We start from the raw sequence: 14,680 nt of genomic DNA, 5'->3' as shown, positions 1-14,680 counted from the left end.
CGTGAACAGCCGATGCGCCAGCACCGACCGATTGGCCATGATCGCCACAACCGGATCATGCCACCTGCCAGGCACGACACCCCGCCCGCTATCACACACCAACTCGTTAGATTTCTGAACAGCGATTTCACTTGACAGATGGAGATAATCTCGTCGGCGGTCCACCGGTTCGGGCTGGTGGACCTCCAGGCCGCAGGGGGCAACAACGGCCAGGCGGTCGACGGCCAACTGCTGGTGGGGGTCGTCGTCCTGGGCGTCCCGATAAGCCGCCGTGCCTTGACCAAGGTCTTCCCGTCGCTGGAGCCTTCTGCGCACGGGCTCAACGTGTCGACTCAATCGTACTGATCGTCAATAGATTGCTCAGTGAGTAGATCGGACCGGCCGTAGGTCGACTGACTGGTTCCTCACGGCAGACACGCGCCATAGATGGCCACGATGGGGCGACTGCCAGACAGTTGGGCCGGACGTTCCCAGATTCTTGATTCTGCGGCTCTGGTCCTACGGCGCCCGTACAGTCCCAGTGTGATCATGCTGGCGCCTATGCACGCGGAGATCGTGCGCGTCCCGGTGAGCGACGAGCTCGCCTACTGGACGGTCCTGGCTGGGCCCACCCTGGCTGTGGTCGGCGATGTCGACGACCATCTTCGTCACCTGCGATTCGGCCGGGCACGCGAGGAGTCGACGACCAAGACTTACGCCGGCCACCTCAAGCGGCTTCGCGTCTGGGCGGACCAGCGCGGGTTTTCCAGGAGTGAGGCAGCCTTTCGGCTGCTGACCTACGTGATGCACCTGCGGACCACCCCCCGGGCGACCAGTGGCCGCGGGTACGGACGGCTGCCGGAGGATGCGTCGCTCGCACCGGCCCTGGCTGCGATCCATGGGTTCTACCTGCACCTGGCAGACCTCGGGCAAGTCGAGGCTTCGGTCATCGACGCGCTGTTCACGACCGTCCCGGCGCATGCGGGTGTGACCATTGCGGTCAGGCCGCGCATCCGCGTGGATGCGCGGCCGAGTCACTCTTCGGCGCGGTCGGCGGCAGCGATGCATGAGGAGTTCATCAAGGTCCTGGGGGCGGCAGAGACCGCCCGGGACCGCTGCATGGTGGCGATCATGGCCTGCTGTGCCTTGCGTGTCGGGCAGCTGGTCTCGCTCAAGCGCGAAGACATCCACTTCGTCCCGGCGGGCCGAACGGTCCCGGGATGCTCCTACATGCAGGGCCCGCACCTGCACCTGCGGAAGCGCGGCGGGCATCCGAAGGGCGCGGCCAACAAGAACCGCGGCACCGTCATCCTGCCCATGCCCAGCCCGGTGGAGATGCTGTACGCCGACTGGCTGCGGGAGCGCAAGAGTGTCCGGCGAGCGGGCACCAGCCCGTGGGCCTTCGTCACCTCCCCCGGCCCCACCGGCGCTCCTGGGGGCGAAGCGCTCAGCGCCCGTCGGGTTCAGGACCTGCTTGCCGACGTGTCCGCGCAAGTCGGCTTACGGCACCTTCACCCGCACATGCTCCGGCACACTTTCGGCGAGACGGCCGCGGACCTCGACATCGCGCGAGACGTCCTGCAGCGCTTGCTCGGCCACAGCGACGTCACCAGCCAGGACCTCTACCGCACGGTCTCCGACACCAAGACCGTGATCGCCGCGAACACCGTCTCCGACCGGTTCTTCGGACCGTCATGACCTCCCCGGCCTCGAACCCGCCCCCCAACGCTTTGGCGTCCGAGCCGGACTGGGCGTACCTGGTCGATCACGGACTGGATCGCGCGACCCTTGAGCTGCGTTTCCCGCTCGGTGCCGACTGGCACACCCTGCGGGCGTGCGCCCACCCCGCCTGCGACCGCCCCGCGGATACGTCTTCTTGGCTGTGCTGGCGGTGCTGTGCGGCCTGGCGGAAGGCGGGATCACCCGGCGACGTCGAGTCCTGGTGCGCGACCGCACCCGCGCCCCCGCGGCTTCGTCGAACTGTCGCTGCGGGCGGGCCGGCGTCCGTGGGAGGCCCGGCACCTGGAGTTCGACTGCGTCGAGTGGCACGACGTCGACGTCAAGGCAGCAGACGGCAGTGTGCAGCGCCGTCGGTACGCCTTCCTCGTCTACTGGATGCAGAAGGTCCGTCGACGCCACAAGCTGCCGCTGCACCTCACCGACGTTGGGGTGATCACGCGGCAGCAGGACCATCTGCGACGGGAGTTCCCGCAGCGGTTCGACATCGAGGGACGACCTCTCTCACAGCGGATGCTGTTGTGCCCCACGCCGCGGCTGTCGCGCGCGAACAAGTCCGGTGAGCGCCCCTATGACTCCGGCACGAGCCGTTACTGGCTGGAGGTGTGGATGGGCGGCATCACCCGGCTCATCGACGAGCACGGCCAGGATTTCGACCGCTCCCGCGTCTTCCCCTACGCCTTCCGGCACACCTACGCTCAGCTGCGCGCCGACGCCGGGGTACCGCTGGAGATCCTTCAGGTGCTGATGGGCCACCAGGAGCCCTCCACGACACAGGTCTACTACTGGGTCTCCCACCCGCGCCGAGTGGATGCCGTGCGGGCCATCGCCGCCAAGTACCAGTTCGACATCTCCGGTGGCCGGCTTCGCGCCCGCAGCCCGGCCGACGACCTCGCCGACCGCACCCGGACGGGTGGGGGCCAGGCCCCGGTCCCCGGCGGGACGTGCCACGAGATGAACAACGTCCGAGCCGACGGGCATGGCTGCCCGGTGTACTACCGGTGCTTCTCCTGCAAGTTCTTCACCACCGACTTCACCCAGCTCCCTGATCTTCGCCAACTGCGCGACACCAAGGCCGAGCAGCTCGTCCGACTGGAGGCCGCCTACGGCAGCGTGCTCGTGCCGGGGCCGTTGGGCCGGGCGAACACGGAGCTCCTGCGCCAGGAACTCATGCAGATCGACGAACTCATCAGCAAGTGCGAGACAGACCTTGGCTCCCTGACCGAGGAGGATAAGGCCAGCGTCGAGGCATGGCTCCACAGCAAGGACCGGTTCCTCACCGTGATCCCCGTCGCCGCCGTCTTGGCCGGCCGCCAGCAGCTGGCCCAGCCGACCATCGACCCGATCCTGCTGACCGGCGAGGCCAGGTGACCGGCGGCCGCATCCCGCAGGCGGAAGCATCGAAGAGTCTGGTCTCCGGGCGTGCTGCCGCCCTGGACACGGGTCGGCAGGCCGCCGCGGCTCGGCGCCGGGCGGACAGCGAAGCGTGCCGCCAGCGCGTGCTGGCCGTCATCGCCGGTATGCGCAAGTCGCGCAGGCCGGTCTCCGATGCCGAGATCACCCGGCGGGCTGCGGTCAATTCCCAGTACCTGCAACGGCACCGGGACCTCAAGGCCGAGGCCGTCCGCGCACACCTCGACGGCGACCTGACCCGGGCCGCATCCGCCGCCGCGGCCCGCCAGAACGCGGCACTGGAAGTAGAGAACCGCATGCTGCTCGAACAGAACAGGGCGGCGCGCCGAGACCTCGAAACAGTCAGAGGCGAGCTCCGGGCCATACGTGTACGCGACCTCGCTGCCAGCGTGTCGGGCGACCTCGCGCCGGCACCGGGCCGCGATGCCGAGGTCGAGGCGTTGCGCGGGGAACGCGACCAAGCCCTGGCCGCAGTGCGTCGCGCAGATACAGAGCTGGTGGCACTGCGCAATGTCGTGCAGCGCCTCATGGTGGAGAACACCCGGCTGCTCGGGAGCGAGCACCAGCGGTCCCGCGACAGAAACGGGCCCGACCAAGATGGTGCCCTGCGTGGTGAGGCGCACGAAGCGGTTGTAGCCACGCATGCAGAGGAAAGGTCCATTTCGAAGGCTTCTGCAGTACAGCCGATCGACCGGCGGTCGCGTTGCTCCGGATGTGAGCGCATACGAAGAGCCCTCGGAGAGACGGCCGGGTACCGGCTCCGGCCGCCGAGGGCTGCAGCCCCGCCTCGCCCGTGTGCCCGTACTCGTCACGGGCGCACGGGCAGGGCCGCAGTCGGACCCAGGCACGGTCAGCCGGGGGCGAGGCGGCTGAGGTGCTCCCAGGACCGGTACAGCTCCGCCTGCGCGCGGTCCATCTCCAGAACATGGTCGAAGGACTGGCTGCCGACGATCAGCCGCCGGGGCGGGTCCGGGAGGGCGGCCAGTTCCATGACGACCGGGGCGGCGGTCTCCGGCTCCGGGCCGGTGGTGTCGCCCCACATCTCCTCCATCTCGGTGCGCAGGGCCTGGTAGTGCGGCAGAGCTTCAGTGGCGGTGGTGCCGGTGGTGAACAGACCGGTGTTGTAGCCGCCCATCTGCACGTTGGTGACCTTGATGCCGAAGCGTTCGACCTCCATCGCGAGGGCCTCGCTGACGGAGTCCAGCGCGGCCTTGCCCGCGCCGTAGAAGCCGACAGTGGCCATGCCGCCGCCGCTGCCCATCGAGGTGACCTGCAGGAGCCGCCCGCCCCCCTGGGCGCGCAGATGGGGAAGGACCGCCTGGGCCACCCATACGGCGCCGAAGAAGTTCACGTCGAGGTGCGCGCGGATCTGCTCCTCCGTGGCCTCCTCCACCATGCCGTAGAGCATTCCGCCGGCGTTGTTGACGACGACGTCGAGCCTGCCGAACGCAGCCGCCGCCCGCTCCACGCCCTCGAACACGCCTCGACGGTCGGCGACATCCATCGGGAGCGCGAGGAGCCGGCCGGGGTACTTACCGGCAAGATCTTCCAGGGGTTCGACGTTGCGGGCGACGGCTACCACCTGGTGGCCGTCCGCCAGGGCGGCCTCGGCGAAGGCCCTGCCCAGGCCTCGGGACGCCCCGGTGATGAGCCAGACTTTCGGTTCCGTCACGGAATCCCACCCTCAGTAAAGTAAACGGTTCGTCTCGTTTCCTAAAGGCTAGAGCAGCACCGGGGCTGCACGCAATACGGACCGTCTTGTTTCTGATCCGGGCTAGGCTGCGCCCATGTCCATCGACAGGGGGCCGGACCACTCCCGGCGCAAGGAACGGTCCCGGCAGGCGATCCTCGCGGCGACCCGCGAACTGGTCGCGGAAGAGGCTTACGAGAAGGTCACGGTCGAGGCCATCGCTGCCCGGGCCGGCGTCGGCAAGCAGACGATCTACCGTCGGTGGCCGTCGAAGAGCGCAGTCGTCTTCGCCGCCCTGCTGGCCCTGAGCGAGAACACCGACGGGCAGTCGGTCGCGCTGCCGGACACCGGCGACCTCGAGGCGGACCTCAAACTCGTCATGCGGGCCACGGCAGAGGAGTTCGCCGATCCCACCTTCGACCGGCTCATCCGCGCCCTCAACACCGAGATCGCCAACGACGCGGCGCTGGCGGCCGAGTACCAGGACAAGCTGGCCCGGCCGCTGGACGACGCCAAGAAGGCACGCCTGCGCAGCGCCCAGGAAGCCGGCCAGCTCGACCCCGGCGCCGATCTCGACCTGGTCCTCGAAGTCCTCTACGCCCCTCTGTTCCAGCGGTGGCTGCACCGCAGCGCCCCTCTCACCACCGCATACGCCGACTCCCTCGTCGAAGCGACCCTCAGAGCCTTCGCCCCCTGAGCAGGAGCAGACGGGACTCCCTCCATCTGCACAGGGACACCGTTTTGTCCGGCAGAGGGAAGCCGTCAGCCAGCCGCACTGCCACCCCGTCGAGCCGCTGCACTACGGGGCCGCGGTGGCCTGGAGTGCCACGGTAGTCACCGGAGCCATCAGTCGACTCACTCCAGACGCAGGAGGGCAGACGTTGACTCGGACCGCCCGTCTGCTCCGGTCCGCTCCCGACCCCTGCAGCCGGCTGATCCTCAGCCTCCACAGCCACGCCGTTCGAGTCGCCCTGTGCCAGCAGACCTCCCCTTGACGAAGGAGACGGGGGCGTGGCAGCCGGTGGGCCGGTTGATCGCGTCAGCGTGGCTCAGAACGCTCGCTGACATCAAGGCGGTACGGGCCTACGTCTCGGGCCGGTCCGCGCGTCGCGGCCTGCGGCCGGTGCCCGGACTCCGTGCAGGAGGGTGTTCACCACACGAGCGGCCAGTTGGTCGACGACGCCTGTGCCGGCGACCTCTCGCCCCTCTTCGGCCGCCTCGTGAAGGAGGGCGTCCCAACGGGCGCCAGGTTGACGGCCCTCGACGGTGAGGGGGTGACCGCTCGGGCCGGTTATCTGCAGGGCAACCTTGCCGGTGTGGAGGGACGCGGCTCCAGGCGAACCGGAGGCATTCAACTGACGCCGTGCTCGTCCACGCACAGAGCGCACGTCCGGGCCACTGGCAGGTCGGAGAGCCTGCACACGTAGGACCCGGCCCGTCGAACAACGGCTGTCAGCCCGTACGGTTGAGGCGGCCAAGGGACTGTCAGTGTCCGGTGGCAGGATCATTCGCATGGTTGTCGTACGCACTACCCCGCCGCGGCCCGTGGACGTGACCGCGGTCTTTCCCGAACTGGCGCCGTTGGCGCGTCCTGCTGTCCGGCTGCACCCCCGTCCCGGGTCGCCTACGGTCGCGGACAGCTCGGTCGGAGGCCCGTTGCTGTGGCCGGCCGAGGAGCCGTGGCCGCACTGCGAGGCTTCGCACCTGCACCTGGACAGTGGCTTCCGCCAGCCACCCGCCGAAGTGCGACTCGAGAGGCGCGTGCGGGCTCGGCGGCACGCTGCTCACAGCGGCCCTGCGATAACGCCCGAAGGGGAGGCGATTCAGGAGCCCGAGGCCGCGGCGCTCGCGGAGCGACTCGAAGCCCTCTCCTCGGAGCCTGCGGACTGCCCTGTCCCCATGCTGCCCGTCGCCCAGCTGTATCTGCGCGACATACCCCTGCTGCAGCCTCCAGAAGCAGCCGACCTGCTCCAGGTTCTGTGGTGTCCCTACGACCACGATCCGGACAACAAGCCGTCGACCGCCCTGTTCTGGCGGTCCGCCGCCGACGTCGTCGACGTTCTCACCACCCCGCCGGAACCGTACGAGGTGAACTACGAGGGCTACCTGCCGGAACCCTGCACGCTGACACCTGAAGCAATCACCGACTACCCCAACAGCCTCGACCTGAGCCCGCAAATGCGGCTCATGGTGGAAGACTGGAGCAGATGGCAGGCGGTCGGTGCCGACGTGGACAGCTCCTACGCCGCTTATCCGCGGGGCTTCTACGACATACATCTGGCAGACGCGCCCGGATGGAAGGTCGGCGGCTGGCCGCCGTGGGGCCGCACCGACCCCTACCGCCGATACTGCACCGCCTGTGATGCGCACATGGTCCCGCTGCTGACCATCGCCTCCTTCGAATGGGACGGCGGCGACGGGCGCAGTTGGGCACCCCGCGAAGACCAGGAGACCGCCACCGCAGCCAACAGCCGCTGCTGCGGCCAAAGCCCCTCCCAGCCCACCAAGGTCGAAGTCGGCAGCACCGACAGCATGCAAATCTACGTCTGTCCGACCTCTCCCGAGCATCCCCACACCGACCTCATCCAATAGGCCATCGGGCTGGCGCACCCCCCTCATCGGCCCGGGCCTCACCGATCGCAGGCAGTGGGAAATCTGTACGCCCGCGGTGCCGTCCTCGTGCACGCCCGCGAGGCCGGCACCGGCTCCAGGGGTAGGGCGACGCTCGCACCGTCACCCCGAGTGACGGGTGGCGAGCGGCGTGTCTGTCCCTCCACGGCCCGCTGGGGACGGTCGCGGACCAGAGCCGGGGTGTGCGACCGCCGCGGCCGGAGGCGGTGGCGGACTGCGATGTCACCGCGCCCTGCTGGGACACAGATCGTCCTGCGCCCTGTCTCACGATGTGCCCGGGGATGGACGTTCGGAGCGTCGAGGGCATCGGTGAAGCTGCATCCGGGGCGTCGCTCCGGATACAGCTGACGGCGAGATGTCCTCATGGGATGCCGCTGAATCGCGAGTGGGATCATGGGGGCCACGGGCCGCTGTGCGGCAACACGGGGGGGCAGAGCGTGATGCAGGGGCGGATGACGTACAACGTGCGGTACGGGACGTCCTCGCCGGTCGTCGTGTGCCGTAGTGACGGCGTGGGACGGGAAGGGGATGTCGCCGTTGGGCTGCTGTGGCGCGTGCCCGACGGCAACGGAGGCGCCGCGCACCCCTTGACCCGTACCTTCGACGTAGTCGGTGAGGGTCAGACCGCGCTCGCCCGGGTGTGGACGCAGGAGACAGGCTCACGGGGGCTGGGGCGCCCCGCTGTGTACCGCGTCGACGACGCGTACGGCGCCCCGCTGGGCCGGATCACGTACCGGCGCGGCGCCCGCGCCCGCTGGACCGTCGAGTCGGTGGCCGGGCACTCCGTGCGCGGCTTCCGTGGCCGCCTGTTCTGGTGGGCGGTCTGGTGGCCCATCGGCCTGCCCGTGAGCCTGGTATGGCTCATCCTGTCCCTGCTCGGCGAGGGCGACGACGGCTTCGGCAAGCCGCGCAGGGTGATCTGGCGCGATGGCTCACACCGGGCGCACCTCGTCTTCCGGGGCGTCGCGGACGAATACCGGGTCCTCGACGGGAGCTGGGACCCCCGGCTGGTGGCCGCGCTGCTCGGCCTGCACCAGTCGTACGACCCATCGGAAGGCAGCGACGCGAACGGCTGGTACGCCAGGTCCTGAGTCCACGCTGCTCGCTTCGGTATGCACAGCAGCGGTGGCGGCACTGACAGGCGGCGTGCCCTTCGTGGCGATACGCCGCCGGTGCGGCGTAGGCGGGACTCCGGAAGCAGGACACGTGGGGTGGGGCGAACGTCTGCAACGGCGTCCAGGACTGTGCAGCTGATCACGCGGAGATCATTGACGCGCGCATGGGATCACACCCGAGATCGCCCGGCGCGGCTCCTCGCACGGTTCGGGACTGGGCAAAACACCCTGGGTCGTCGAGCGGACCTTCGCCTGGCTCCACCAGTTCAAGCGACTGCGCAGGTCCTCGGAACTGGCACACATCTGCTGCAGCCTGCGGGTACGTGTGCCTCGGGGAGGGACGGCTTCACGGGTGCCCCTCCCCCATGGGCGTCGGTCGGCTGCCGCGGAGGGTTGGTTCACTGATCCAGTACGGCGAGGTCGACGGCGTCGGCCATGGCGCGGTATCCGTCGGGGTTGGGGTGGAGGTGGTCGCCGATGTGCAGGTTCTCGCGGATGCGGCCGGTGCTGTCGGGGTCAAGGGCACGCGCGAAGTCGACGACGGCGTCGTAGGCGCCGCTGGTGCTGATCCACTCGTTGAGCCGCCTGCGGATCGCTTCGCCTGCGGGCGTCCAGCCCGCCGCGCCCCGGAAGGGGGTGAGCGTGGCACCGATGGCACTGACCCCGCGGGTGTGGGCGGCGCGGATCAGTGCGCGGTGCCCATCGATCAACTGCCGGGCGGTTACGGGAGGTGAGTCGTCTTCGGTGCCGCTCACCGGGTCGTCGATGTGCTGGATGTCGTTGATGCCGATGAGCACGATGGCCGTACCGGCGCGGGGTTGGTCGAGGACGTCCCGGGCGAACCGTGCGATACCGGCATCTCCGCCGAGGGGCGAGTCGGTGAGGAGCTTGTTGGAGCCGATGCCGGCGTTGAGGACCGGGCGGGGGCGGTCGGCGGTGAGCAGGCGTTCGGTGAGGAGGTCGGGGTAGCGGTTGTGGCCGTCGATGGTCGCGCCGAATCCGTCGGTGATCGAGTCGCCGAAGGTGACGACCGCGCGGGGCAGGCGGTGCGGGCCGGAAGTCTCCACGCCTTCGAGGTAGTACCAGGATCCGTAGGCAGGTTGGACGGCGTCGGTGTAGGCGGTGGCTGCGGGGTCGCGGTGGTGGTCGCCTGCGGCTCGGTAGGTGGTGGTCATGGACAGCTGGTGGTAGGTGGCCAGCCCGGTGGTCTCCTTGAAGTAGAGGCTGATGGTGAGCTCGTCGAGCGGTTCGGTGGGCAGGGTGACCGGGTCGCTGGCAGCGCGCTCACCGGCGGGGATGGTCGTGGAGGTGAAGCCGTCGAAGCGCAGGGTGCGCATGGTGCTCGGCTGCACGGCCGCTGGGCCGGCGGTGCGGCCGATGGCGGCGCCGGTGACGTGCAGGGGTGTGTGGCCGTAGGCGTTGGAGAGGCGGATTCGGACCTGGGTGCCGCCGGTGTGGAGGCGGACGGTCTGCCGCAGGGACTGGTTGGTGAAGCCCTGCTCGGCCCACGTCTCGAACCAGGGTGCGGCGGAGGGCCGCATGACCGAGGTGGTCCACGCGCCGTGCCAGACGGCAGGGCCGGCGGCCGGGGATACGACCTCGGTGGCGGGGGCGGGTCTGCCAGACACGGCGTGGGTGAGCGCAGGCGGGCTGGCTTCGGCTGAAGTCATAGCGGGGCGTGGTTCCTTCACGTGGCGTGGTGACGGGCTGGTGGGCAGTGCTCGGGAGCGGGCCCGGCGGCGCATCCTGGTGGTGGCCTGCCGGGCCCGTACGGCGTGTGCCAGTGGGTCAGTCGGCCGGGGCGGTGCGCCACTGCTCGGCCATGGAGACGCCGGGCAGGGGCTTGCCGATCAGTGCGAGGGGGATGAAGAAGTTGACCTGCCCGATCGCCATGGCGAGGGTGGCCAGCGCCTTGTCGTCGTAGTGCTCGGCCGCCCGCGCGTACAGGTCGTCGGGGACTCGCTCGCCGCGCCCGCCGGGTGTGAGGACGGCTTCCACCAGCTCCAGGGCCACCCGCTCGGCCGGAGTGAAGTAGGGGGCGTCCTTCCAGGAGGCGACGGCGGCGATCTTCTCCTCCGGCACTCCCGCGCGGCGTGCGTTCGCGGTGTGCATCACGGTCAGGTAGGTGTTCTCGGCGAGCTGCCCGGCGCGGAGGTGGACCAGGGTGACGGTGCTCCGGGGCACCGCCCCGTTCCCGATGATCTTGAAGAGGGCGGTGCTGACGTCGCCGAGTTCGGGGACCAGCTGCTGCGGGTCGGAGAAGCGGGAGGTGAGGGTGTCGAGGCTGTTGAGCATCGTGGTCATGGGGGTGTCCTTCTTGTCAGTGCGGGTTTCCGGGCCCGCTTCATCGGCTGCCTTCACTGCACTGACGACCCCCGGGGCGCGAAGGTGACCGGCCGGCGCGGAATTCCTCGGCTGGTTGTGAGACCGGTGCTGCACGCGCGTCAACGACACAGGCCCCCGCCCCGAGGACGCGTGGTCATCGGGGCGGGGGCCGGCTGTCGAGGAGTCAGTCGTCGGCGGACACGAGGTCGAGGTGGGCCAGGCGTCGGGGGTCGGACAGGATGTCGATGGCGGCGATCCTGCCACCGGTGATGGTGAAGCTCATGACGGACAGCGGTTGACCGTCGAGCGTGTTGAGCAGGCCGGCGAAGCCGTTGACGAGTGCCGGGTGTGTGGTGGCGGCGGTGGCCATCCGCTGGAAGGTGTCGAGCTGCCCGGCCACCGCGGACGCGCCGCGGATGGTCCGCAGACCACCGGTGAGAGCACCGCCGTCCGCGCGCAGCACCACGTCCGGGTCGAGAAGAGCCAGCAGCGCGTCGAAGTCGCCGCCTCGGGCGGCGCTCAGGAAGGCGTCCACCACCCGGCGTTGATCGGCCCGGTCCGGATCCGGGGGCGGTGTCGTCCCGCGGACCCGCAGCCGCGCCCGGCTGGCCAGCTTCTTGGCCGTCGCGGGTGTGCGGTCGACGATCGGCGCAATCTCCTCGAACGACAGCCCGAACATGTCGTGCAGCACGAACGCCAGTCGCTCCGCCGGGCTGAGCGACTCCAGCACCACCAGCAGGGCCAGCCCGACCGAGTCCGCCAGCAGTGCCTGCTGCTCGGGGTCGGCCCTGTCTTCGTGGCTGATCACCGGATCGGGCAGCCTCGCCTCGATCGGCTCCTCACCGCGCCGCTTGCGGGCACGGAGCATGTCCAGACAGACGCGGCCGACCACGGTCGTCAGCCAACCCCCGAGGTTGTCGATCTTGCGGTCGTCGGAGCCCGCCAGGCGCAGCCAAGCCTCCTGGATCGCGTCGTCCGCCTCGGTCAGGGAACCGAGCATGCGATACGCCACCGCACGAAGATGCGGCCGGTGCTCCTCGAACCGCATGGCAAGAAACTCAGGAGGATTCATGATCACAGACCCTTCTCCGACAGCATCGCCACTCTGACGTCCCGCACACGGGAAAGGTGACGCTGCATCCGCCGACCTCATTGCCCGGCGGCTTCGGAGAACGCACAGTCATCTCATTCCCCCGCCTGCGCAGACAGCGCTGGTGTTCCGGACTGCTGGAACGCGGACCCGTCGGCAAAGGGTGCCGCGGCACCGGGAGCCACCTCCAGACGGAGCGCCCTCTCCCCCGGCACGGCCTCGTCGTCGCCCTGCGCGTTGACGGCACAAGACCAGCGAGTCACAGGGGCCGGATCAACACTACCCATGCTACGGACGCCCCTGGCCGCGGTCACAGGACGTGTGATGCCACGAGGGGGCCGCACATGCCATCAGCCAGGGAGCCTGGTCGGTACCGTGAGGAGCGCGGCTCGTGCAGAGCGGGAGACGGTCGCCGGCGCCGCGGTCGTGTGGGTCGACGGCGACGACCTGAGAGCACGGCGCAGGTGCCGGCGAGGGTGTCCCCTTCACTCACCTTGCCGACCAGGCTCCGCCGTTACGTTGACACGAGTGCCGTCGGCTGCCACGGGGAGACCGGCGTGAGGACCGCGCGGGGCCGCTTGCGACCATCGGACGCAAGCGGCCACTCACCTGCGACCGGGCGGATGCAACCTGCCCCCACCGCCACATACGGGGGAATTGGACCTCCGGACGGTCGGCAGCGGGGCCGTCGAGCAGTGGGCGTGCCGTGCCGCGCAGGTGCGTGTCGAAGAAGGCAGCCGTGTAGTCCCGTGTGAGCAGCCACGAGCGCTCGCCCGAGATCGGCGCCGCGGGGTCGGAGAGGCCCAGCCGGTCGGCCAGGACCGGCAGGTCCGTGAAGGTGAAGTGCTCGGCCCCGGCGACCGTCAGCCAGCGCTTCCATCCGTCCAGGCGCATCCAGGCGTCGTGCCAGTCGCTTTCCGGGGCGGTGGGGCTGTGGGTGACGGAGGTGCCCATCATCATGAACGGCCGCCCTTGCATGCCCGCCCCTGGCAGGGGGGTGAAGAAGTTGCCGTCCAGGTTCACGCCGGCACGCACACGCGGATCGCGCTGCATGACCGCGGCGGCGGCCGCACCCCCGATGGAGTGTCCTGCCACTCCGATCCGCCGGGAATCGATCATGCGGGCGAGGGGGAGGCCGCTGTGTCCGTGGGTCGTGCCGGACGATGCCCGGGGCATGGTCAACTGGTCGATGACGAAGGAGAGGTCATGGGCTCGGCCGACGGTCACGTGTGCCCGCTCCTGGTCGGTGGCGACCGTCTCGCACGCACGGCAGGTGAGCACGCGTCCACCGGGGAAGGCCGTGCCGACGGACTCGTAGGCGTGGTCCACGGCGGCGACGACGTAGCCGCGGCTCGCCAGGTCGTTCGCCAGGCTGGTGAGCGTGGTGCGCGGCATCGAGAAGCCCGGTGAGAGCAGCACCATCGGGAAGCGGCCGGACGCGGGGCGGGCTTCCGCCCGTGCGTGGGTCCGTACACCGCTGACGGTCTCGGCGGACACGGCCCCGGCCAGGCCCCGCGCCTCCAGCAGCAGCCGGGCCTCCTCCGGCGTCATGTAGGCCGCCGCAGCGCCCGTTCCGGCACGGGCGGGATAGTGGACCGACACCATCAGCTCCCTGAGGGCCGAGGGCATCCACGGGTCGCGGCGCCGGCCGTCGGACAGGTGCAGGGTCCGCGTCCCGACCGCGTACAGGCCCGCGGGCCGCGGCAGCTCGATCCCCGCTTCCGAGGTGGTGCGGGCAAAGGAGACGGGCAGGGGTACGGGGGCGGCCGAGGCGACGCCCGGGCCCGCGGGGGCGAGGGCGAGCGACAGGCCGAGCAGGGTGCAGGCGGTGGCACCACGTCGTAGGTTCATGGGATCGAACGGTAAGCGGCCGCACCTGTCAACTCGTCCCTCGTGAGGGGTAGTTGTCCGTACGACTGCGGAAGGGGGCGGGTCCGTCCCAGGTCTCATACCCGAGCCGTGCGCCGTGTATGGGAGCAGGGCGGCTTCAGCTGTCGGCATCCGCTGGTGAACCTGTGCGGGACTGTCGGCACCTGACTCGTCGGCGTCGGCACGTTGTAGACGGACGGACCGTGCTGCAGCCGGCACGCCTGTTGCAGGGCAGGGACGGGCAGGGTTACCGGACGTCCGAGAGGTGTGCTCGCTGACCGTAGCAGCACGAGCACGCCGCTGTTCTCACGTGAGGCCGTGCAAGAAGTCCGCGAGGGCAGCATGGAGTAGGCCGGGCTGTTGCAGGTGCAGATCGTGCCCCGTACCGGGGATGCTCATAGCCACGGCGGAGGGTCCCTGCCTGAGCATCTCGTCGGCTTCCCGCGCCGGTACGAAGCTGGATTGGGCCAGAACGACCAGAGTGGGGCACACGACCCGCTTCCATTCCGGCAGGAAGGAACGCTCGGCGGTCTCAGCGATCGTGCGGAGCATCACGTCCCGGTCGAAGCGCGGCCACCAGCCGTCCTCGCGTTCCTCCAGACCGGCCGCCCACCCGGCGCCGATCGGCCCGCCGCCGAAGAACGCGACCGCCGCGTCGCGTGAGGGGAACGGTGCCGGCCACGTGTCGAGCCAGCCGCCGATGTCCGCGGTCGCATCCGGGTTCGCACCACCCGGGTGAGGCGATCCTGGTTGTGTGGACACGCTGACAATGGATGTTGCAGATTCGAGGAAGGGTGTCCTGGTGGGAGGGAAGTCTCCGTATCGGGCGGA

Annotated in this window: 12 protein-coding genes and 1 pseudogene; 7 read left to right on the top strand and 6 right to left on the bottom strand. The window is 69.8% G+C overall.

What is annotated here, in order from left to right; genetic code table 11:
* The first annotated feature begins 138 nt into the window (after positions 1-138).
* From ACF1FZ_RS34605 to ACF1FZ_RS34595, 3 genes are all read left to right on the top strand, one after another.
* Complete coding sequence (locus ACF1FZ_RS34605) at positions 139-345, top strand: hypothetical protein (RefSeq protein WP_391777331.1); 207 nt, start codon at positions 139-141, stop codon at positions 343-345.
* Between the two features lie 183 nt (positions 346-528).
* Positions 529-1,677, top strand: coding sequence for a tyrosine-type recombinase/integrase (locus ACF1FZ_RS34600; protein WP_391777332.1), 1,149 nt, complete (start codon positions 529-531; stop codon positions 1,675-1,677).
* 198 nt (positions 1,678-1,875) lie between these two features.
* Positions 1,876-3,087, top strand: a complete 1,212-nt coding sequence (locus ACF1FZ_RS34595; RefSeq protein ID WP_391777330.1) for a hypothetical protein — start codon at positions 1,876-1,878, stop codon at positions 3,085-3,087.
* Positions 3,088-3,979: 892 nt separating this feature from the next.
* On the opposite strand, the gene ACF1FZ_RS34590 is transcribed toward ACF1FZ_RS34595, so the two are convergent.
* A complete protein-coding gene (locus tag ACF1FZ_RS34590) occupies positions 3,980-4,801 on the bottom strand; it encodes an SDR family NAD(P)-dependent oxidoreductase (protein ID WP_391777329.1) in 822 nt (273 codons plus the stop codon).
* 115 nt (positions 4,802-4,916) lie between these two features.
* Here ACF1FZ_RS34590 and ACF1FZ_RS34585 point away from each other — a divergent pair, with 115 nt between their 5' ends.
* The 4 genes and pseudogenes from ACF1FZ_RS34585 to ACF1FZ_RS34570 all read left to right on the top strand — a co-directional run.
* Positions 4,917-5,516: a TetR/AcrR family transcriptional regulator gene (locus tag ACF1FZ_RS34585; RefSeq protein ID WP_391777328.1), complete on the top strand. Its 600-nt coding sequence runs from the start codon at positions 4,917-4,919 to the stop codon at positions 5,514-5,516.
* Between the two features lie 815 nt (positions 5,517-6,331).
* A complete protein-coding gene (locus ACF1FZ_RS34580) occupies positions 6,332-7,411 on the top strand; it encodes a hypothetical protein (RefSeq protein ID WP_391777327.1) in 1,080 nt (359 codons plus the stop codon).
* A 491-nt stretch (positions 7,412-7,902) separates the two neighbouring features.
* Positions 7,903-8,541 carry a hypothetical protein gene (locus ACF1FZ_RS34575; RefSeq protein WP_391777326.1) on the top strand — a complete coding sequence of 213 codons (639 nt, stop codon included), beginning with the start codon at positions 7,903-7,905 and terminating at the stop codon, positions 8,539-8,541.
* A 181-nt stretch (positions 8,542-8,722) separates the two neighbouring features.
* A pseudogene (locus tag ACF1FZ_RS34570) lies at positions 8,723-8,845 on the top strand (IS5/IS1182 family transposase); the annotation flags it as partial.
* Between the two features lie 118 nt (positions 8,846-8,963).
* Here ACF1FZ_RS34570 and ACF1FZ_RS34565 read toward each other — a convergent pair.
* The 5 genes from ACF1FZ_RS34565 to ACF1FZ_RS34545 all read right to left on the bottom strand — a co-directional run bounded on the left by ACF1FZ_RS34565 (position 8,964) and on the right by ACF1FZ_RS34545 (position 14,611).
* On the bottom strand, positions 8,964-10,235 hold the full coding sequence (locus ACF1FZ_RS34565; RefSeq protein WP_391777325.1) for an SGNH/GDSL hydrolase family protein: 1,272 nt from the start codon (positions 10,233-10,235) through the stop codon (positions 8,964-8,966).
* A gap of 118 nt (positions 10,236-10,353) precedes the next feature.
* Complete coding sequence (locus tag ACF1FZ_RS34560) at positions 10,354-10,869, bottom strand: carboxymuconolactone decarboxylase family protein (RefSeq protein WP_391777324.1); 516 nt, start codon at positions 10,867-10,869, stop codon at positions 10,354-10,356.
* Positions 10,870-11,074: 205 nt separating this feature from the next.
* On the bottom strand, positions 11,075-11,962 hold the full coding sequence (locus tag ACF1FZ_RS34555; protein WP_391777323.1) for a sigma-70 family RNA polymerase sigma factor: 888 nt from the start codon (positions 11,960-11,962) through the stop codon (positions 11,075-11,077).
* A 507-nt stretch (positions 11,963-12,469) separates the two neighbouring features.
* Complete coding sequence (locus ACF1FZ_RS34550) at positions 12,470-13,831, bottom strand: alpha/beta hydrolase family protein (RefSeq protein WP_391777322.1); 1,362 nt, start codon at positions 13,829-13,831, stop codon at positions 12,470-12,472.
* Between the two features lie 324 nt (positions 13,832-14,155).
* Positions 14,156-14,611, bottom strand: coding sequence for an alpha/beta fold hydrolase (locus tag ACF1FZ_RS34545; RefSeq protein ID WP_391777321.1), 456 nt, complete (start codon positions 14,609-14,611; stop codon positions 14,156-14,158).
* Positions 14,612-14,680 lie beyond the last annotated feature (69 nt).

It is taken from the genome of Streptomyces sp. NPDC014623 (assembly GCF_043088245.1).
In the GTDB taxonomy this organism is placed as follows: domain Bacteria; phylum Actinomycetota; class Actinomycetes; order Streptomycetales; family Streptomycetaceae; genus Streptomyces.
This window is presented reverse-complemented; position numbering and strand designations above follow the sequence as displayed.